We start from the raw sequence: 20,253 nt of genomic DNA on the forward strand, positions 1-20,253 counted from the left end.
CCAGCGTGCAGCGCTCCCATGCGGAAAGGGCCTTTCCGCGTAACGGCCGATCACAATGAAGATAACTAGACCGCTGTGGGCGCAGGGCATTTTCATGACCCCGCAGCATTTCCAGCAACAGGCACTGTGGGACCGGTATGCCGACGAGGGCGTCGCGCGCCTTGCCAGCCCCGATCCGTGGGGCACTGTTCGCGTCGCCCTTGACCAGCAGGCTTTGTCCATTCATCGCCTGGTGGTAAGTTCCCTGGCCCTGCGCCTGCCGGACGGCACGGTGATCGACACCGACACCGCGGACCGCACGCCCGCCGCACGCGATCTGGGCGACGTGCCGGCGCACATCGACACCGTGGTCGTGCAGATCGGGCTGCCGCTGATGGATGCGCAAGGCGGCAACTGCATCGAGGCCGGGGAACGGCCCGCCCGGCCGCGCCGCTTCGTGCGCGAGTATCTGGAAGTCGCCGACCTGCATGGCGAAGGCAAGGAAGAGATCAGCGTTGAGCGGCATGCAGTGGCACTGCTGTTCGATTTCGAATCGCACGTGGATTACGTGACCTGCCCGGTCGCTCGGCTGGTGCGCACGCCCCAGGGGCGCTTCGAGCCCGATCCGGCCTTTGTGCCGCCCTGCCTCTTCCTGTCGGCAAGCGACCGGCTCACCCAGCGCATGAAGCGGCTCTCCGAAATACTGAGCGCCAAGAGCGCGAGCCTGTCCGTGCGCCGTCGCGAGCGATCCGACCAGATTGCCGATTTCGCGGTTGCCGATGTGGCGTTGTTCTGGCTGCTGCACAGCGTCAACAGTACCTGGCCGGAGCTGGCTCGCCTGTGCGCCGTGCCACAGCAGCATCCAGAGCGGCTCTATGGCATCCTCGCGCGTCTGGCCGGGTCGCTGCTGACGTTTTCCACCAAGGAGACCTTGCAGGCCATCCCGCCTTACGACCACCTCGCACCGGAGCCCGTGTTCGCGGAACTGGAGTCGCTGATTCGCACCCTCCTCGACACAGTGATCCCGTCACGGGTGGTACCGGTGGCGCTGGAACGCTTGCGGCCCACCGTCTGGGTCGGCAAGATCCTCGACGAGCGCCTGGTCGAAGGCGCCGAGTACTACCTGTCCGTCCAGGCGGGCGTCCCCGCCCACGCGCTGCTCGAACAGTTGCCGCGCCTGTGTAAAGCTGGTGCGCCGGACGAAGTCGAGCAGATCGTCAATTCCGCGCTGCCCGGCATCCCGCTGCGGACGATGTCGCGCCTTCCCGCGGCGATCCCCGTGCGCATCGAGAACCAGTATTTCGCGCTCGACAGCGCGCACCCCGCATTCAAGCGCATGCTGGCTGCGCGGGCCTGCCAGTTCTACGTTCCCGCTTCGCTGCCGGACGTATCACTTGAACTCTTCGCGGTATTGCCGGCATGACAACCCTCTCCACCTCGATGCTGCCGCTCGCCTTGCGCGATACGGCCCTGACCGTCACTGGACTCGCTGACGATACGAAACCCATGGGGTTCAAAGCCTTCCAGGCAATGTGCCTGGAGCAGGTGTCTCGCCTGCGTGAGGAGCTCTCGGCGGCCGGCCAGCCGGCCGACGTCGTGGAGGACGCCGTCTATGCCCAATGCGCGTTGCTCGACGAAGTCGCGTTGGGCAGGCTGCCCGACGACGATCGCGTCGCATGGGAACGCGAGCCCCTGCAGGTGCGGGAGTTCCAGAGCCACGATGCCGGGCAAGCGCTGATCGCTCGCATCGAGCGGCGTCTGGGCGAGGCAAAGCCCGTGCTGCCGCTGCTCACCGTTTTCTACGCGACATTGGGGCTGGGGTTCCAGGGCAAGTTCGCGCTGGATGGCGCCAGCGAACGTATCGCGCTGATGCAGGCCATCGATGAACGCCTGGATCGTGCCGGATGGCGCAAGTCGGACGGCCCGGTGCTGGTCACAGACGGCAAGGCGCGTCGATGGTGCGCTCATCTGTCGCCGCTCGCCTGGATCACGATCTCTTGCGCCGGCGCGGGCCTCGTCTACCTCGCGCTGGACCGGTGGCTAGCCGCAGCGATCACGCCRCTCGCGGGCTGAAAGGGCATTTGTGACCGGCTACCCCTACCGCACACTCTTCGGCTGGATCGCAGCGCTCACGCTGGCCTGGCTGGCGCTCAGCTCGCCATGGCCGGCGACGTGGAACCTGCTGCTCGCTGCCTTCACGATCGGGCTGGCGCTTCTGGCGATCCTTGTTGCCACGCGGCGGGTGCGCGCACGGCAGAGCGCTTCGCAGCCGGTGCTGCAAGCCATCGATGCGTCGCTGGATGGGCTGCCCCGTGGTATCCGGCGCAATACACCGCTGGTATTGGCCATCGGGGACGCATCGGGCGCCCCGCCGCTGGCATTCGGCAAGGATCTGGTCCGGATCACGGACGCTGCGATCTGGGTGCGCGTCGACGACCCGGCCCGGCTGGCACACGTGGCTGACGCGCTCAAGCGCTGGCGCGCGGGGCAGGGCCCGGATGCCGTCGCCTACCTGATTGGCGCCGACCAGGCCCGTGATGCGGCCGCGCTGAACGCCGGGCTTCGGCGTTGGCGCTCGGCCATTGGCGAGGCCAGCCGTGGGGTTGGCTACGGCCTGCCGGTCTGCGTCGCCGTGTACGTGGAAGAAGCCACCCGAAGCCACGGCGCCCCGGAGGATAGTCCGTGGTTCGGCGTCTGCGGCACCAAGGTGCTGCAAGGCGCTACGCTGCCTGCCCAGATTGCCGCGCTCGTCCTGCAGTATGGGCAGGCCGCGCTGCCCGCCGATCGCGAGGCCCGCATGCACCGCGCCGCACGGCTCGATGCCCTGGCGCGCTGGGCCTGCGGCGCCTTGCTCCCTGCGCTGCTCGATAACCAACGCGGCAGCCGTCAGGTGCACGTCGCAGCGTTCGGCGTGACCGCCACCGAGGGCATCCCCGCCACGGATTCGTTGTATGCCCGCTTCATCGAGCAAGCGACCGCGCTTACCCGCATCGCCAAGGACGGCCGCCGTGCACGCTACCCGCTGCCGGATCCCCTGATCCGGGGCATCGCCCTGCAGCCCGTGCGGCGAGCGCTACCGCGCGCCCTTGCCCACGCCTTTGCCTGGCTCGCGCTGGCTTTCTGCGCCGCCGCGGCGGCTTCCGCCTGGCAGAACCGTGCGCTGGTTGCGCGCGTCGTGGGGGATATGGCGCGCTATCGCGCCATTGGACCAGAGCATGACGCCGCCCGTGTCGATGCGCTGCAGGCCATCAAGCGCGATCGCGACGAACTCGCTCAATACGCACGCTTCGGCGTACCGGTGCGCCTTGGCCTGGGCTTCTATCGTGGCGCCGGCTTGCTGACGCCGCTCGATGCCCTGATCGCCGCGTATCAACCGCCGCCACCGCCGCCGTCAACCATCGAACTGGACAGCCTGTCGCTCTTCAAGAGCGGCAGCGCGGCGCTCAACCCCGGCTCGAATCGCGTGCTGATCGGCGCGCTGGAGATGATCAAGGCCCACCCGTACAAGCGCGTGCTGGTGGCCGGGCACACCGATACCGCCGGCAACCCTCGCAGCAACCTCAAGCTCTCCGAGGCCCGCGCGGCGTCAGTGCGCGACTGGCTGGCCGACGCGGCAGGCTTGCCGCCGACCCGGTTTGCGATTCAAGGCTATGGCGATACCCGTCCCAAAGCCGCCAACGACACCGAAGCGGGGCGCGCCGCCAACCGACGTGTCGAGATCACGCTCGTCCCCGATTGTCGCGACGGTGATCGCGGCAACCGGACAACTTTGGGCCATCCGGCCTGTTCATTCCAGTAGAAGGAGAAAGAAGCAATGGCAATTCCCGCATACATGTGGATCAAGGACGATGGCGGCGCCGATATCAAGGGCTCGGTCACGGTCAATAGCCGCGAGGGCAGCGTCGAGGTGGTCGCCTTCGATCACGGCGTCAGTATTCCGACGGATTCCAATACCGGCAAGCTGACCGGCACGCGCGTGCACAGGCCGGTGGTGTTCACCAAGGAAACCGATGCCTCGACGCCGTACCTGTACAAGGCGGTCACCAGTGGCCAGACCCTGAAGTCGGTCGAGATCAAGTGGTACAAGATCGACGACGCCGGCAAGGAAAAGGAATACTTCAACACCAAGCTCGAGAACGTGAAGGTGGTTGGCGTCACGCCGAAGATGCTGGACATCAAGAACCCGGCCTTCGAGAAGCACAACCACCTCGAAGACATCGAGCTGCGCTACGAAAAGATCACCTGGTCGTACAAGGACGGCAACATCATCCACACCGACAGCTGGAACGAGCGCTCGTAATACGTGCCCGGCCGGCGTCCGCCGCCGGCCTGCCATCTCGCGCGGACCCGGTGTAGGGGCCGCGCACTCCCTCCTTCACCCCGCGTCCCTCTTCTCCTCCATGACCGCCCGCGACCTCTCTGCGTTTCTGCGTCGTCTCAACGACCATTGCGCCCGTGCCCTGGCCGACGCCGCCAGCCTCTGCGAAACACGCGCCCACCGGGACATCGAGGTCGAACACTGGCTGATCAAGCTGCTGGAGCTGGGCGACGGCGATCTGCTGGCGATCCTGCGACGCTATGAACTCGATGTGGACGGCATCTGGAACGGGCTGCTCGCCGCCATCGAGCGCCTGCCGCATGACCTGCGGGGCAAGCCTGGGCTGTCGCAACGCCTCGGCCAGTGGCTGGAGGCCGCATGGATGCGCGCATCACTGGAAGCCGCGACGCCCGGACAATCCACGTCAATCCGCTCCGCACACCTGCTGGCCGCACTGGCCGAAACACCGCACTTGCTGCGGGCGCCCGGCGCCTGGCCGCTGTTGAGCGTATCCGCCGTCCAGATCGAGCGGCTGATGCACGAACTCGACAAGATCTCGACCGAGGCAGCCGCTCGCGGCGCTGGCGAGCCGGCCGGACCGGCTCCCGCCCCGTTGTCGTCAGCGCCCGCCACTCCCGCCACGCCCGCCCCAACCCGGCCAATGCCCGGTCAGGCCGATACATCGGCGCTGGCCCGCTTCACGACTGACGTCACCCAGAAGGCCCGCGACGGCAAGATCGATCCCGTTTTTGGCCGCGACGTCGAGATTCGCCAGATGGTCGACATCCTGGCGCGGCGGCGCAAGAACAACCCGATCCTGGTTGGCGAGCCTGGCGTGGGCAAGACGGCGCTGGTCGAAGGCCTTGCGCTCAAGATCGCGCAAGGCAATGTCCCGGCGGTCATACAGAACGTCAGCGTGCTGACGCTGGACCTGGGCCTTCTGCAGGCAGGCGCCGGCGTCAAGGGCGAATTCGAGCAACGCCTCAAGAACGTGATCGAGGCCGTGCAGCAATCGCCAACACCGGTGCTGCTTTTCATTGATGAAGCCCACACGCTGATCGGTGCGGGCAACACCGCAGGCGGCGCCGATGCCGCCAACCTGCTCAAGCCCGCCCTGGCGCGCGGCGAACTGCGCACGATCGCGGCGACGACGTGGTCCGAGTACAAGCAGTACTTCGAGCGCGACGCCGCGCTGGAGCGGCGCTTCCAGATGGTGAAGGTCGACGAGCCCGATGACGACGGCGCCTGCCTGATGCTGCGCGGCCTGAAGGCGCGGTATGCGCAGCACCATGGCGTACACATCACCGACGCCGCCATCGCCGCCGCCGTGCGGCTGTCGCGCCGCTATCTGACCGGACGCCAACTGCCGGACAAGGCCGTCGATCTGCTCGACACCGCCGCTGCCCGCGTGCGCATGAGCCTGGAGGCCACACCGGTCGCCATCTCCTCCTGCGAGGCGGAACGCGCGGCGCTGGAGGTCGAGCGGGCTGCCCTGCTGCAGGACCAAGGGGCCATCGGCGCGGATGTCGGCAAGCGACTGGCGGCCATCGATGCCCGGCTGGCAGCACTCGCCATCGAGCTCGAACAGTTTGAGTGCACCTTTGCCGAACAGAAGGGGGCTGCCGAGACACTGATCGCGTTGCGTGCGCAATGGCAAGCCGCCGCCGACGAGTCGGCACGGCGGGAGCTGACACCGTCGATCCAGGCCGCGCACGAGATGCTGGCCAGGCACGGCCAAGCCGCGCTGATCCACGCGGAAGTGGACGAGACTGCCATTGCACAGGTGATTGCCGACTGGACGGGGGTTCCGGTCGACAGCCTGCTGTCCAGCGAGCTGGCCACGTTGCTGGCGCTGGAGCGGCGTTTGGGGCACGTCGTGGTCGGCCAGGACGAGGCGCTAGCCGCGCTCGGCAAGAGCTTGCGAGCCGCCAAGGCGGGACTCAAATCCGAGGATGCGCCGCTGGGCGTGTTCCTGCTGGTGGGGCCTTCGGGCGTGGGCAAGACCGAAACGGCGCGCGCGTTGGCCGACCTGATGTTTGGCGGCGAGCGTTCATTTGTCACCATCAACCTGTCCGAATACCAGGAAGCCCACACCGTCTCGCAGTTGAAAGGTTCGCCGCCGGGGTATGTCGGCTACGGGGAAGGTGGCGTCCTGACCGAAGCGGTCCGCCAGCGGCCCTACAGCGTCATCCTGCTCGACGAGGTCGAGAAGGCGCACCGCGACGTACTGAACTTGTTCTACCAGGTCTTCGATCGCGGCTTCATGCGCGACGGCGAAGGCCGGGTGATCGACTTCCGCAATACCGTCATCCTGATGACCTCGAATCTCGGCAGCGAGCAGATTCTGGCGGCCGCCGACGCCGCCGTCACGGCCGGCACCGAACTTGCCACCGGCACGCTGATGGAAGCGATCCGCCCGACGCTGGTCGATCACTTCCAGCCGGCGCTGCTGGCACGCTTCCAGACCATTGTCTACCGCCCGCTGTCAGCCGACGCCATGGCACTGATCGTGCGGATGAAGCTCGGCAAGGTGGCTGAGCGCATCGCGCGCCGCTTTGGCGTGCCGCTGCGGTGCGGAGACACGCTGGTGGCCGAGCTGGTGCGGGCCTGCCTGCTGCCCGATTCCGGCGCCCGCAATATCGACACGCTGCTCGATCAGCAGATCCTGCCGGTACTGTCGCGTGAGCTGCTGGTGCGCATGTCTGACCAGCAAGCGCCGGCATCGATTCACCTGTCATTCACCGAGGACGATGGTATCGGCCTGGACTTTGAAGAGACGGCAACGACAAGCGGGGCCGGCGCGTGACACGGAGCGGGCCGGGCCTCTTTGAAGCGGTGACGGGATACTTTGCGAATGGCGTGGCCGTGGATGATTTCGATGCGGCGACGCAGACGTTCCTGTCCGTGCGGGACAACATCCAGCGCATCCTCAATAGCCGTCGCGGCAGCCTGGCGCATCTGCCGGATTATGGGCTTGGCGACCTGTCCAGGATCTACCGGCATCTACCCGCGTCGGCGCACACGCTTAAGCGCGAAATCGAAACGACGCTGCTGCGCTATGAGCCGAGACTGAAATCCATCGACATTGCGATCGAAGAAACCGAACCGGGCATGTTGCTCAGCTTTACCATGAGTTGTCAGCTGCATCAGGCCGGGCTGGTGCGATTCGGCACCCATTTCACGCCCGATGGACAGACGCGCCTCAAGCTGCTGAAAGCCGARCGTGACCGTGAGTGAGTGACCAAGCGAGTGGCCGAGCCATCGCGGCCTGTCATGGAATCGTGGCCACGAACATGACGGCCGTCAAAGGCAATCGCACCAGGACCGATGGCATCGTGCGGTTCCGGCCCAGTCCAGTTTCAATTCCAGTTCCAGTTCCGCCCCCCTCAACCCTGTCAGCAACTCACCTCCCCCTACCCGCGGTTGCCGACGGCAACTCGCCAAAAAACGCCCGATACTGCGCCGCGAACCGCGGCAGATGATTGAACCCCCACCGTGCCGCCACCACGCCCACCGGCTCCTGCGCCTGCCGTCCACCCAACGCTTGCCTCACCCCATTCATCCGCAAAGCCCGAACAAATTCCAACGGCGCCAACCCGGTAACTTCATTGAAACTGTATTGCAGCGTCCGCCTTGAAACCCCAAGCCGTTCACACAGAGCCAGAACACTCCAGGGCGCCTCGGGCGCAGCGCGCACCATCTCATATGCCTGTGCGACCAGCCGCCGCCGCGCAGGCGGTGTAGGCAGCAGGACATCCCCAATGYCATGCGTCAGCGTGGACACCACCGCCATCAGCAACGCATCGCGCATGGCGCGCTCGACAAAGCGCTGGTTGAATACTTCGCCCTGCATGGCTGAGGCAGCCAGCACCGCCAGCATCGCCGCCCGGAAATCATCGGACGCGGCGCGCCGCACCTCCGTGGCCGGCTGCAAGCGCGCGATCAACTCCGGAACCCCCTCGMGCTCCATCACGCGTTGCAGCGCGGGCAGCGGCAACGTCACGCCGAGCAGGTCCAGCGACGGCGGGGTGCGCATGGCCAGCGGCTGGCCGTTGCCGGCGCGCAGCACGGTGTCGCCGCTCATCCGGTAGCCGGAGAACCAGCCATCGGCGCACTCGCGGTGGGGCAATGCGATGGAAAGATAGCCGTGCCGTGCCTCGCCTTCCTCCAGCAACGCCTGGTTGGTGCGTTCGCGGAAGACGTGGACGTCGCCATAGGTAGCCTGCTGCACTTGCGCAAGAAAATGCCCGGGCGTGAGCTGCTGGTAGCGTTGCTGCCAGCCGTCCAGGCCCGCCGCCGCCATGGCGGCCTCGGTGGCGACCAAGTGACGTAACGGGCGCCCGCTGGCGCCTGTGTCGAGGGGCTCGATGTTGCTGTGCATCGGTGGCAGCGTGTTGGGGCGTTTGACACCATCGGCGGCGGGTGGGCGTGACCCGGCGCGCAAGGGCTCTGGTGCAGGCACTGCGCGGTGATTGTATCGCCGGGCCTGGCCAGCGTCGATGCGCGGCGCAGCACGCCCGGCGGCCCCTGGGTGAGCGTCCTTGCATTTGTTGACAGTAGCCGACGCGGTCTCGCCCTAGAATGCTGCGCTATTCATAGCTGGCTTAAATATGGGATCGCGATCCGAACGGTACAGACTGCTGGGCTACATCGCGCTTTGCATGGTGGCGTTCGCGCTCATCACCGTGCTGTGCGTGACGCTGCAGGATGACAACGAGCAGCGCGCGGCGCGCAAGGTCCGCCAGATGGACAGCCGCGCCACGGCCACCGTCACTACCGCGGGCCAGGCTGGACAGCCAGCGGCCACGCGCGCATCGCGCTAAGCGCCAGCGAGCGGATCAGCAGGGCAGGAAGATCGTGAAGGTGGCGCCGGCACCCGCGGCGCTGGTCAGCTTGATTTCTCCGCCATGACGCTCCACCACGGTCTTGACGAACACCAGCCCCAACCCGCTGCCGGCGGGCGCATCCTGCTCAGTGTCGCGCAGGCGCGAGAAGGGCTGGAACAGGCGGCCCTGGTCTTCCTCGGCGATGCCCCGGCCCTGGTCCGCCACATCGATCGCCAGCCCTTGCGGCACGCGATACAGGCGCACGCTCACGGTCGTTTGCGGCGGACTGAACTTGATGGCATTGCTCACCAGGTTGGCAATCGCCCGCACCAGCAGCACCGGCTCGGCCAGGAACTGYGACTGCTCCTCGTCCACGTCGACGTCCACCTTMAGTTCGATCCGTGCGGCGCTGGCCAGCGCCCATAACTCGTCGGTGGCGTCCAGCACCACGCCGGCCAGGTCGACCTCGATGAAGTTAAGGTGCGTCGCTTCCGCACGGGCCAGCCGGATAAAGTCGTCCGCGAGTTCCAGCGTGCGGTTGGCGTGCTCGCCGATGCGGGCCAGCAGGGCTGCCTCCGGCAGCGCCCGGCCGGGCTCGTTCTGCAGGTCGATCAGGGCAAGGATGGAGGACTGCGGGGACCGCATGTCGTGCGAGATAAAGCGCAGGGACTCCTCGCGGCGCCGCTCGGCCATGCGCACCTGGGTGATATCGATGACGCTGACGATGAGGCCGGCGACACCGCCGGTGTCGCTGCGCAGCGGCGCGCCGCGCAGCAGCATCGGGTGTTCGTCGCGCGCTTCGAGCTCCACCCCGGGCGGTGCCTGCACCGGGTGCGCGGCGTCGGCCTCGCCCTTGGCATAGACGCTGCGCAACTGGTCCCAATAGTCCAGCCCGGCCTTGGGCTGGACGAATACTTCGTTGATCAGTTCACGAATGCCGGGGGGCGGTGCGTTCATGTCGCCCAGCGACCCGAGCGTGCGTGGCGCCAGCAGCAGGCCGCGCCGATTGGCAAGCAGCACGCGGCCGCCGGGATCGCAGATCACGGTGGCTTCGGGCAGGCCTTCGAGGCCGTCCGCCAGGAATTGCCGCAAGTCCCGCAGTCGCGTGGTCATGCGGTAGACCGCGCGCATGCGGGTATCGAGGTTGCGGCCCGATTCGCCCTCGCCGGCGGGCATGGCCAGCAGGCCGGGCTCTTGCTCGAGCTGTGCGAGCTCGTCGGTGAGAAACTGCAGCGCGGCTTCCTGGCGCCGCCAGCTCCACAGCGGGTAGAGCAGGCTGCAACCCAGCACCGCGCTGGCCGGCGCGAACCAGAAGTGGCCAGACGCCACCAGCAGCAGGCTGGCCGCCAGCGTGCCCGCCAGCAGCACCATGGTGACCAGCAGCGCATTGCGCGGCGTCAGCATCAGCGAGGCCAGGCTCGCCAGCAACACCGGCAGCAACGTGCACAGCCAGAACCAGGGCGCCGGCAGGGTGACGATGCCCGTGTCGCGCTGCAGCGTCTGCATGGCGTTGGCGATGATTTCCACGCCGCTCATGCCGTGGCCGTTGCGCGATACCGGCGTGGGGAACACGTCGCCCAGCCCGCTCGCCRTGGCGCCTACCAGCACGGACTTGCCGCGGAAGAAGTCGCGCGGCAACGTGCCACCCAGCACATCGAGTACCGAGACCTGCCGGAACGTCCCCGGCGGCCCGGCAAAGGGAATGCGCAACCGGTAGTCCCGGGTCCAGCCGTCGACGCCGCTGTCATCCGCGGGACCGTCGTGACGGTAGGCGGACACCGGCCGCGGCGGCTTGCCGAAGCCGACCATCGCAGCCGAGAAATGGTTGAGCTGGCGGCCCGGCAGCCCTTCCTGCAGGAACACCTGGCGGGCAATGCCGTCGAGGTCCACCGCGATATTGATGTGCCCCACCTCGCTGCCCAGGCCCGTCAGCGGATAGCGCACCAGCAAGCCGCCCCGCCCCGCTTCGGCCAGCGCGGGCAGCACGACGTTGCCGGCGCGCGCCATGCTGGCTGCCAGCGCGCGGTCGTCCTCGGGATGCAAGGCGTCCGGCTCGGAGAGAATCACGTCGACCCCGATCACGCGAGGCGCGTCGGCGGCAATGCGATCGATCAGGTCGGCCAGCACCCGGCGGCGCCAGGGCCAGCGGCCAATGGCGGAGATGCTGGGGTCGTCGATGGYGACGATCACGATCTCGTCGCCGGGCGCGTGATGCTGGGCCGCGACCGCCAGGTCGTAGACCGCCTTGTCGGCGCGCTCGCTCCAACCCAGCACGGCGCACGCTGCCACCAGCGCCAGCACGGCGGCCGTCAACAGGCCCCATTCGACCAGCGTACGGCGCTGGTAGCCGGCCATCATGCGTCCGGGCACCCGGCCCAGCGAGCGAGCGCGCGCGGCGAGCTGCGCCAGGCTAGTTGGCACGATTGAGCCAGCGTGAGCCGGCGCTCACGGGCTGGCCCTGCGAATCGCGGACGTACTGCACCACCTCGATGCGCTGGGGCGCTGAAAAATGCGGCTCGCGGGCTGGGTCCTGACGGGCCACCCGCACAAAATACGTGCCGCTGCCGGGCCGCGGCAGGCGGGCCGCATTGGTCTCGGTGCCGACGTCGGCCACGATCTGCGTAAAGGCGGCGTCGGATGCCATCTGCACGCGGTAGGCTTGCGCCGCGCCATTGGCGCTGGCTCCACCGGCAGCCGGCCATGCGATCCGCAAGGCGTCGCCGCCATCGTCCTCCAGGCGCGGCTGCGGTGGCGACGGCTCCAGCGCGAACGCCGCCGGCTCGCTCCAGGGGCCCGGCTGGCCGCCGGCGTCAACCGAGCGCACACGCCACCACCAGCGGCCGGGCGCAAGCGCCTGGCTGGCCAAGGGCGCCGTGCCGCGCACTTGCATGACGCCTTGCGTGAAGTCCGCGTTGGCCGCCACTTCGCATTCATATTGCGCCGCGGTTGCGACTTCGGCCCAGGTGAACAGCGCCGTCTCGCCGTAGGCGGTGCCATCGCGCTCGGGCGCCAGCGTAAAGGGCGCGGGCGGATTCAGGCGCACCACGAACGGCATTACCGCGCCCGCGCCGCCAAGGTGCCGGGCATCGAGCGCGCTCACGCCCACGTAGAGCTGGCCCTCGGGCAGGTCTTGCAGCGCGGCCTGCGTGCCATCCACGGCCTGGGAGGACAGCAACTCCGTCTGGGCGGCATCGCGCGAGACCACCACGCGGTAGCTGGCGGCCCGTGCAACCGCCCCCCAGCTCACGGTGGCATGGCTTGCCAGCAACGGCTGGGGCAGCGGCACCAGCGCCGGCGCCGGCAGCAGCGCGGCGGGCCGCGCCAGGGCGCCCGCAGCCGATACGCTGACGCCGTAGCCGGCATGCACTAGCGCTTGCTGGCCGCGGCGCGAGCGGGCCTGCACCTGGCCTTCGAGCACGGCGCTCTGGCTGGCGCCGTCCTCGGTGCCCACGCGAAAGCGCGTGCCGCGCACACCGGTCACCAGCGATGGGGTACGGATCTCGAACCGCCCCACGCCGGTGCCGCGCGGTGCCACGCGCGACTCCACCTCGCCCTGGCCGATGCCGATCACGGCATCGGTCAGGCCCGTGCGGGCGAACGCGCGCAGCCGCTTGACTTCCATGGCTGTCGCCGGCGGCAACGTCACGCGTGAGCCATCACCCAGTTCCATGGTGACGGTGCCGCCGGCGCCGGTTTCGATGCGGGCGCCTTCGCGCAGCTCCATGCCAGCCTGCAACGCGCGGCCATCGGCGCTCGCCGGCCCCGTCACGAAGACCACGCGAGCGGTGCCTTCGGTCACCGGGATGCGCGCCAGCGGGATGCGCAGGCGCATGCCGGGCGGCAGCCGGTAGGGATCGGCCACCTTGTTCAGTGCCTGCAGTTCGCGCCAGCCGGTGGGATTGGCCATGAAGCGGTCCGCCACGMCAATCAGCGTGTCGCCCGGGCGCACCTGGTAGATAAAGTTGGCGCCCTCGGCGCCTGCAGCCTGCGCCGCGGCACTTGGTGACCATGCGGCACCCAGCACGCCAACCAATCCGGCCATGCCGATCGTGCCGGCCACACCGATCGCACCCCTCGCGCCCCTCGTGCATGCCGCGCGCGAGTGCGCTCCAGCGCCTGCCTTCCTGCCTGCCGCCATGTCGAACCGCTTCATAAACTCAGTCTTCCTTCTTGTCCTGCAAACCCGGCTGATCCTGCAGATCCTGTGAATCTTGCGAATCCTGCTGGCCCTGCATATCCCCGTCACCCGCGGCTTCGAAGCGGTAACCGTGCGCATACACGGAAGTCAGGCGCACACCGTTCTCGGGCCGCAGTGCCAGCTTGATCCGCAGCCGCGAGATATGGGTATCGAGCGTGCGCGAGCCAACGCCGATGGTGCGGCCCCACACGGCTTGCTCGACCACCTCGCGCGACACCAGGCGCCCCAGGTTGCGGAACAGGAACAACGCCAGGTCGAACTCGCGCGGCGACACGTCCACCCGGGTCTCTGCGCAGGTCACGGTGCGGGCCTGCGGATCGACAGCGTAGTTGCCCACACGGATCAGCGCGCTGTCCTGCTGCGCCTGCGGATACGTGCGGCGCAGCAGCGCGGATACGCGCGCCACCAGTTCGGCGCGGCGGATCGGCTTGATCATGTAGTCGTCGGCGCCCGCGCCCAGCCCGGCGACAATGTCTTCTTCCTGCGAGCGGCTGGTCAGGAACRGGATGGGGGGATTGCGACCGGAGTTCTGGCGCACCCAGGTCACCACCTCAAAGCCGCTGGTATCGGGCAGTTGCCAGTCCACCACCAGCAGGTCGAACGCTTGCTCGCGCAGGGCCCGCAGGAACGTGCTGCCACTGGCGAAGCACTCGCACTCATGGCCCGCCGAGACCAGGATCTGCTGGATCAGCTCGGACTGGCTCTTGTCGTCTTCCACCGAAGCGATTCTCATACTTACCTCTTGCTTGCCACGTCTTCTCTTCCAGATGCCACCGCGCGCTTCCTGCGCCGCCGCAAAGGCAACGCGAAATAACCCGGACAGGCCGGGCGCCAGGTGCGCAAAGCGGAATGGTACAGAATCCGGCGTCGCCACGCCAAGGACGGCGCGGGAGGGTATTGCAGCGCGCCGGCGCAAAAGCCGGCGCGCACGCCTTTACTGCAGCATATAGGTTTCGTACTCGAGGCGGTCCAGCTTGCGGTCCAGCAGGTAGATCGCCAGGGCCACCACGATCAGCAACGATACCGCGAAGCCGTAGCCATACCAGGCCGGCCCCAGTTGCAGCGTCACGGCGGTGAACGCCAGGTTGAGGATCACGAACAAGCCGCTGAGCAGCAGCACTTCACGCCGGCGGTCGAGGTAGAAGTAGATATTGAGCACCCCCAGCAGCACCACCTGCAGGCTGGCGCCGATCACGTCCACATACAGCAGCGGCAGGTAGAGCTCCGAAATGCCGAGCGCCGCCAGCACAAACCTGCCCATGACAAACAGCACCAGCGCCGCAATGGCCTGCACCTTGACGATCTCGTACAGTCCCAGGCGGATCGTCTGCACCATGGTGTTGCGCATATCCTCGATATGCTCGAGCGAGCTGCCGCCGCGCACCGCGTTGTAGAAGGCGTCGTAGTACTCGACGAAGTCGGTCTCGATGCGCACCAGGAACACCGCCATGCCCGGGATGATTGCCAGGTAGGCCAGGAACACCGGGATGTCGTAGATGATCGACGCGTGCAGCGGCCCGATGACCTGCTGCCCCGTGGACGGCGAGTACCAGAACATGAACTTGTCGAGCCAGATGCCGAGGTTGTACAGCAGCCCGATCAGCATCAGGCTCGGATAGGCATAGCGCCGCTGGAAGACCTCGAACGACATGAACCGCTGGCTGGTGTAGTTGCGGTAGATCAGCACCACCATGGCGCTCAGCAAGCACAGCTGGCCGGCGACAAACCCCAGCAGCAGGCCCTCCAGGCCATGGTTGCGCAACGCCAGCGCCGCCACCACCGTCAGCGTATAACCCAGCAGGAAAGTCCAGACGATGGCCTTGTACTGCTTCATGCCCGTGAGGAAAATCACCGCGATCCAGATATTGCTCATGACCGCGAAGCCCGCTGTCATCAGCAACCGGTACAGCACCGACTGCTCCGGGAACGCAAAGAGCGCGCAGCCGATGYCGATGGCGCCCGACAGCACCGTGACCAGCAGGGCCACCGCGTGGTAGTTGGACAGCACCAGGCCATCACGCTTCTCGAACAGGCGGTCCGAAGTAAAGCGGGTAAAGGYCAGCTGCATCGGCCCGGTCAGGATCAGGCTGACGGCAATCAGGTAGGTCACCGAAACCTGGAACTGCGTCACCAGACTGCCCGGTACCACGAACGGCAGGCTGAGCACACCGATCAGCAAGATGCCGACGATCGACAGGATCCACGGCCCGGAGCTGATGATGCCGGCATAGGCGTACGCGCCGAGCATGCCCGACAGGTTGTCCCGCCGCAGCATCTTGCGAAGTTCGAATCCAATCCCCGCCATCTCAGCGACCTCCCTTCATAGGGCAGCCCGCGGCCTGCGCCGCCCTGGCGGGAGATCCGCCTGGGGACGATTCCACCCGAGGCTGCGCCATCAGGCGCGTGTAGAGATCACGGTAGCTACCCACCATCATCTCCTGCGTGTAATACCGCTCCACGCGCCGGATGCCCGCCTGCTGCGCGGCATGCCATGCATCGGGCGAACCTAGCAGGCCGATCGCCTTCTCGGCCAGCGCGGCCGGGTCGGCAATGCGCACCACGTCGCCCGCCGMGCCCAGCGCCGCATCCTCGCCGGGCAGGCCGAAGATCAGTTGCCGGCACGAGCCGACATCGGTGGTCACGCACGGCACGCCGGCGGCAAAGCCTTCCAGCACCACCAGCGGCAATGCCTCGCTGATGGAGCTGAGCACCAGCACGCCCACCTTGGGCAGCAGTTCATCGATGCGCTGGAAGCCCAGGAACTTCACCTTGTCGGCGAGGCCCAGGCTTTCGGCCAGGCTGCGGCATTCCCGCGCGTATTCCGGATCTTCGTCCTCCGGGCCGGCGATCCAGCCTTGGGCATCGGGGTATTGCCGCACCACGGTCAGCATGGCGCGGATAAAGGTCTTGATATCCTTGATCGGCACCACGCGGCCGATCAGGCACAGCACCGGCGGCACGCCGGGTGCGCGCAGCGCGCGCAGCGCGGCCAGCCGCGGCAGGTTGATGCCGTTGGGAATATTGCGGGTCCGCTCGGCGCGGGCACCGTCCGTGACCTGGCGCAGGCGGTTGCCTTCGTAGAGCGCGACGATGGTGTCGCCGGCGTCATAGCAGACGCGGCCCAGCGTTTCAAAGAAGCGCACCCACAGCTCGCGGAAATAGCTGATCTGCGAGATGTCGCGCTCGAACACGTTGCGGTTGTCGCGGATCCACTGGCTCTGGAACAGGTCGATCTTGCGTTCCTTGGTATAGATGCCATGCTCGGACACCAGCAAGGGGCGTCCCGTGCGGTAGTGCAGCATGGCGCCGAGGAAGCCGGCATAGCCGGTGGACACCGTGTGGTAGACCTGGGCCGGGATCAGCCCCTCGGCAATGCGCGCGAGCTGCCACAGGGGCTTGTGCATGATGCGCACGGTCCAGAAGTAATCGGTGAAGGACGGGTCCGTGCAGTACTGGCGGTACTGCTCGGTGATGGTCCGCCACGCGTTGCGGCTGTAGAGGAACGCGTCTTCCGACAAGCTGCCGCCATCGGTCAGCTCGGGCATCAGCTCGCGGATCAGCTCGCCGGCTTCCTGCTCGCGGCCAGGCTGGCGCAGCACCTCGTGCAACTGCGCCGAGGCGGCGAAGGTGACGGGGTCGCCGTCGCTGCCATGCACCAACGGCGGCGGCGGGAAATCGTAGAGAAAATGCGTTTCCAGGTGCACGACGTTGTCGGGCAGCGCGTAGACCATGTTGCCGTAATCTTCGCGGCGGCTGCCGATGAAGACGATGGCGAAGCGGACCTCCGGAAATGCCCGGATCATCTGGTTGACCCAGCTCGACACCCCGCCGCTCACATACGGAAAGGTGCCCTCCAGCAGCAGGGCCACATCGGCCGAGTCGGCGCGGGGCAAAGGGGTATCGCTCATGATTGCCAGTAACGCAGCAGGGGCCGTACCAGTGGCAGCGGCGATGGGCTGTCGAATGACAGCAAGATGGTGCGCACGGCGGCGTAGTCGCGCTCCAGATAGGCGGCTTCGGCCAGCAGCGRCAGCGTGCGCTCGCGCGCGAAGCCAAGCGCCTCGGCCTGCTCCAGCCACCCGCGCGCTTGCGCGGGCTCGTCGCGGGTCAGGGCCAGGCGGCCACGCATGTACCACAAGCCGGCCTGGTCGGCGTCGACCTCCAGCGCGGCGCGCGCGTGGCGCTCCACCTGGTCCGCGGTGTAGCGATAGACGTCGCCTTGCACCAGGTTCTGGTAGATCAGTTCCCAGTACAGGTCGGCCAGGCGCTTGTGGATCTCGCCACGCTCGCGATCGTCCTGCGCGGCTTCCAGGCGCGGCAGCTCGACAAGGATTTTCTGCGTCAGTTGCTTCTCCGCGCCGTCCAGCATGCCGTAGGCCAGCAGGCGCACGTCGTCGGCGCTGTCGGCCAGCAGGTCGCGCAGCACCGGGCTGGAGGTGCGCGCCGGCATCGACTGCATGGCCACCAGCGCGGTCATGCGCTCGGGCAACGGCGCGCGCGTGTTGCCCAGCTGGGCGCGCAGGCGCGCGCCGCCGCCGTGGGTCACGCGCGAGATCAGGTGGGTGACGAACACCGGCAGCCCGACCAGGCCAATGCCGGCCGTGGGACGGCGCCCCGGGAAGAGGCGCGCGATCAGCAGGCTGCCGACGCAGACCATGCCGCCGGCCAGCGGCACCAGGAAGCAGAATGCGAACAGGTAGCCATAGCTCCACGCGAACGGCACGCGAAAGCGCCGGGGCAGCAGGCGCCACAGCACCATCGCGATCATCGCCGCGGCGAGCCCCTGCATCATCAGGAAGGTCAGCAGCAACGCGGTGCTGTTACCGGCCCGAGCCAGCAGCGCCAGGGCGGCGATTTGCGCGGCGATGCCGCCGATGCCTAGCTTACCCACGGCCAGCCTCGCCAAGTGCCACCGGCACCGGTACCGGCGCCGGCTGGACATCCACATGGCAGCGATGCAGCAGGCGGATCAACGGCTCCACCGGCGCGTTGGCAGGCACGGCCAGCGTATGCACGCCAATGCGCGCCGCTTCGAAATCGGTGCCGAACTGGGCTCGCAGCATGTCTTCGATACGCACCAGGTAGGCCGAGGCCGCCTCGTTGCCCGACAGCGGCATCAAGGTAAGCAGGGCACGCTGGTGCGCGCTGGTCAGCGGCCAGGCCACGTCGAGCGCGCGGCGGCTACGGATGACCTGGTCGAACAGCGCATCGCGCGATTCGTCGAGATCAAACACCAGCGCCACGATCGTGCTGTCGATGCCGCTGTCGCGGCGCAGGCGGGACAGGCGGGCGTAGTCCAGGGCGAAGTCGTAAGGGCAGCCGGGAATCGCGGCCGCGATGGCACGCGTGGACACGGCGTGCTCGACGCCATCGGCGTAGTAGCCCATCAGCACCATCAGCAACTGGAGGTTCTCGTAGCTGAGCGACAGGAACGGCATGCGCTCGACTACCAGCAGGCCCACCAGCTTGTCGGCCCCGGACAGCACCGGCGCCACCGCCACGTAGCGGGTCTGCGGATGGTCCGGCGACTGGCGCGACAATCCGTCGGCCTGCAGGTGCGCCAGCTGGCCCGTCTCCAGGCAGTGGCGCACCAGCACGTCGTCCGGATCGAACGCGAATGCCGGGCCGATCTGCGCCGACGCCGTGACGGATACCGTCTCGCCATCGACAGCATAGAGCGCTGCCGCTTCGAGCTGGCACGCCTGCGCCACCACTTGCAGCATGGGGCGCGCGCCCACCAGCACGCCGCCCGGCGCGGCGTCTTCCAGCGTCACCGCCCGCATTTGCGACAGCGTGTCGCGCAGCGTGGTGGGCTTGGCCAGCAGGTCGTTCTCCAGCCGCGCATGGGACACGCGCAGCAGGTAGTGGTTCTTGGTCAGGGCCGCAAGGCGCTCTTCCAGGTAGCGGTTGACGGCGCGCGCGCGCGCCAGCCTCGTGCCCCAGACATCGCCGAACTGCCCGGCAACCAGCACCATGAGCAGCCCGCCCAGGAAGAACAGGCGCGGGAATTCACCCGGCTGCGCACCGATCTGGTGGAAGAAGAACCAGCCGCCCAGCATCATCAGCACGCTGCCCACGCCAATCAGCGTGCCGTAGCGCAGCGCCAGGATGACCGGCAGCAGCCATGCCCAGGGAAAGCCCAGGCCCAGCAGCAGGGGGTTGTTGGGCAGGAGCAGGTATCCCAGTCCCATCGCCAGCGCCATCGTCACCACCAGCTCGACCACAGAGACCGGTCCGCTCGTGGCGGGCGCAAGCAACCGCAAATAGCGGCCGCCCGCGCCAATGCCCTGTCCTTCCCGCATCTTGTCGGCTGTCTTGGCCACGATCATGCTCTCCCGCGGTTCAACCCTGGCGCAGCGGCGCCAGCAGGCGGCGCAGCAACTTTTGCGCGGTACCGGACAGCGACTCACGGCTCCAGCCGCTGTCGCTACCGGTGGCGGACCACACCACTTCGCCGGTGCTCACGTCCAGCAGTTGCAGGGAGATGCCCACGGCGGGTTCGCCATCCACGCCGACCTTGTAGCGCCATTCCTGCACCGCGCCGGTGAGGGCGTAGCGCATCTTCTGGGTACGTGCCCACTCAAGCGCCTTGCCCACCGACTCGCGCTCCGCCGGCTCGAACAGCGTTTCCGGGTTCAGGTTGGCCGGATAGCGCTTGACGTTGGCAATGCCGCCGGTCTTCAGCAGGCTTTCCGCGATGGCCTCGGCGCGCAAACCCGCCTGCGGCGTCTCCGTGTAGTTGACGATGGGCAGGACCGCCAGCGATTCGCCGGCGGGCAGCGCGGGTGCGCGGCCCACATCGATCACCGCGCATCCGGCCAGCCAAAGGGCTGCGCCCAGCGCACCGCACCAGCCCAGCAGTCGTGCCGTGCGGTACTGCTTCCTGCTAGTTGTTTCCATGACTCTCTCCCCTTCTCGATTGCGTACAGTGA

At 67.6% G+C, this 20,253-nt stretch carries 16 protein-coding genes; 7 read left to right on the forward strand and 9 right to left on the reverse strand.

Features of this window, described 5'->3' with window-relative positions:
- The first annotated feature begins 55 nt into the window (after nucleotides 1–55).
- The 6 genes from tssK to tssE all read left to right on the forward strand — a co-directional run bounded on the left by tssK (nucleotide 56) and on the right by tssE (nucleotide 7,534).
- The gene (gene tssK / locus AC1DS3_RS10275; protein WP_441636076.1) at nucleotides 56–1,402 is read left to right on the forward strand and encodes a type VI secretion system baseplate subunit TssK; all 1,347 of its coding nucleotides are present in this window, start codon (nucleotides 56–58) and stop codon (nucleotides 1,400–1,402) included.
- Nucleotides 1,399–2,052, forward strand: a complete 654-nt coding sequence (locus tag AC1DS3_RS10280; protein ID WP_441636078.1) for a DotU/TssL family secretion system protein — start codon at nucleotides 1,399–1,401, stop codon at nucleotides 2,050–2,052. The genes tssK and AC1DS3_RS10280 overlap by 4 nt, the downstream gene beginning before the upstream one ends.
- A 10-nt stretch (nucleotides 2,053–2,062) precedes the next feature.
- Nucleotides 2,063–3,778: an OmpA family protein gene (locus AC1DS3_RS10285; protein WP_441636080.1), complete on the forward strand. Its 1,716-nt coding sequence runs from the start codon at nucleotides 2,063–2,065 to the stop codon at nucleotides 3,776–3,778.
- 15 nt (nucleotides 3,779–3,793) lie between these two features.
- Nucleotides 3,794–4,279, forward strand: coding sequence for an Hcp family type VI secretion system effector (locus AC1DS3_RS10290; RefSeq protein ID WP_441636082.1), 486 nt, complete (start codon nucleotides 3,794–3,796; stop codon nucleotides 4,277–4,279).
- 100 nt (nucleotides 4,280–4,379) lie between these two features.
- On the forward strand, nucleotides 4,380–7,103 hold the full coding sequence (tssH, locus tag AC1DS3_RS10295; protein WP_441636084.1) for a type VI secretion system ATPase TssH: 2,724 nt from the start codon (nucleotides 4,380–4,382) through the stop codon (nucleotides 7,101–7,103).
- Nucleotides 7,100–7,534 (forward strand): type VI secretion system baseplate subunit TssE, encoded by a 435-nt coding sequence (gene tssE, locus AC1DS3_RS10300; protein WP_441636086.1) that lies wholly within the window; start codon nucleotides 7,100–7,102, stop codon nucleotides 7,532–7,534. The genes tssH and tssE overlap by 4 nt, the downstream gene beginning before the upstream one ends.
- A 166-nt stretch (nucleotides 7,535–7,700) precedes the next feature.
- Here tssE and AC1DS3_RS10305 read toward each other — a convergent pair whose 3' ends face one another.
- Complete coding sequence (locus AC1DS3_RS10305) at nucleotides 7,701–8,678, reverse strand: helix-turn-helix domain-containing protein (protein WP_477127111.1); 978 nt, start codon at nucleotides 8,676–8,678, stop codon at nucleotides 7,701–7,703.
- Between the two features lie 229 nt (nucleotides 8,679–8,907).
- Between AC1DS3_RS10305 and AC1DS3_RS10310 the strand changes: the two genes are divergently transcribed.
- On the forward strand, nucleotides 8,908–9,120 hold the full coding sequence (locus AC1DS3_RS10310; RefSeq protein ID WP_441636090.1) for a hypothetical protein: 213 nt from the start codon (nucleotides 8,908–8,910) through the stop codon (nucleotides 9,118–9,120).
- A 15-nt stretch (nucleotides 9,121–9,135) separates the two neighbouring features.
- Here AC1DS3_RS10310 and AC1DS3_RS10315 read toward each other — a convergent pair whose 3' ends face one another.
- The 8 genes from AC1DS3_RS10315 to AC1DS3_RS10350 form a co-directional block, all read right to left on the reverse strand.
- A complete protein-coding gene (locus tag AC1DS3_RS10315) occupies nucleotides 9,136–11,481 on the reverse strand; it encodes a CHASE2 domain-containing protein (RefSeq protein WP_477127118.1) in 2,346 nt (781 codons plus the stop codon).
- A 52-nt stretch (nucleotides 11,482–11,533) separates the two neighbouring features.
- The gene (locus AC1DS3_RS10320) at nucleotides 11,534–13,183 is read right to left on the reverse strand and encodes a FecR domain-containing protein (protein WP_477127112.1); all 1,650 of its coding nucleotides are present in this window, start codon (nucleotides 13,181–13,183) and stop codon (nucleotides 11,534–11,536) included.
- Between the two features lie 97 nt (nucleotides 13,184–13,280).
- Nucleotides 13,281–14,054, reverse strand: a complete 774-nt coding sequence (locus tag AC1DS3_RS10325; RefSeq protein WP_477127113.1) for a response regulator transcription factor — start codon at nucleotides 14,052–14,054, stop codon at nucleotides 13,281–13,283.
- 201 nt (nucleotides 14,055–14,255) lie between these two features.
- On the reverse strand, nucleotides 14,256–15,626 hold the full coding sequence (gene pelG, locus AC1DS3_RS10330) for an exopolysaccharide Pel transporter PelG (RefSeq protein ID WP_477127114.1): 1,371 nt from the start codon (nucleotides 15,624–15,626) through the stop codon (nucleotides 14,256–14,258).
- Between the two features lies 1 nt (nucleotide 15,627).
- Entirely contained in the window at nucleotides 15,628–17,229 is a 1,602-nt protein-coding gene (gene pelF / locus AC1DS3_RS10335) for a GT4 family glycosyltransferase PelF (RefSeq protein ID WP_477127115.1), read from the reverse strand.
- Nucleotides 17,226–18,212 carry a tetratricopeptide repeat protein gene (locus AC1DS3_RS10340; RefSeq protein WP_477127116.1) on the reverse strand — a complete coding sequence of 329 codons (987 nt, stop codon included), beginning with the start codon at nucleotides 18,210–18,212 and terminating at the stop codon, nucleotides 17,226–17,228. Before AC1DS3_RS10340 ends, pelF begins: the two co-directional genes overlap by 4 nt.
- Entirely contained in the window at nucleotides 18,205–19,650 is a 1,446-nt protein-coding gene (locus AC1DS3_RS10345; RefSeq protein ID WP_441636102.1) for a PelD GGDEF domain-containing protein, read from the reverse strand. Before AC1DS3_RS10345 ends, AC1DS3_RS10340 begins: the two co-directional genes overlap by 8 nt.
- A 13-nt stretch (nucleotides 19,651–19,663) precedes the next feature.
- Nucleotides 19,664–20,221 carry a penicillin-binding protein activator LpoB gene (locus AC1DS3_RS10350; RefSeq protein ID WP_441636104.1) on the reverse strand — a complete coding sequence of 186 codons (558 nt, stop codon included), beginning with the start codon at nucleotides 20,219–20,221 and terminating at the stop codon, nucleotides 19,664–19,666.
- Nucleotides 20,222–20,253: the final 32 nt, after the last annotated feature.

The sequence above is a fragment of the Cupriavidus sp. 01L46 genome, assembly GCF_056399905.1.

Bases quoted from the DNA above. Each gene is read 5' to 3' on its own strand.
- tssK (WP_441636076.1), top strand. From the start codon at position 56: ATGAAGATAACTAGACCGCTGTGGGCGCAGGGCATTTTCATGACCCCG.
- AC1DS3_RS10290 (WP_441636082.1), top strand. From the start codon at position 3,794: ATGGCAATTCCCGCATACATGTGGATCAAGGACGATGGCGGCGCCGAT.
- tssH (WP_441636084.1), top strand. From the start codon at position 4,380: ATGACCGCCCGCGACCTCTCTGCGTTTCTGCGTCGTCTCAACGACCAT.
- AC1DS3_RS10310 (WP_441636090.1), top strand. From the start codon at position 8,908: ATGGGATCGCGATCCGAACGGTACAGACTGCTGGGCTACATCGCGCTT.
- AC1DS3_RS10345 (WP_441636102.1), bottom strand. From the start codon at position 19,650: ATGATCGTGGCCAAGACAGCCGACAAGATGCGGGAAGGACAGGGCATT.
- AC1DS3_RS10350 (WP_441636104.1), bottom strand. From the start codon at position 20,221: ATGGAAACAACTAGCAGGAAGCAGTACCGCACGGCACGACTGCTGGGC.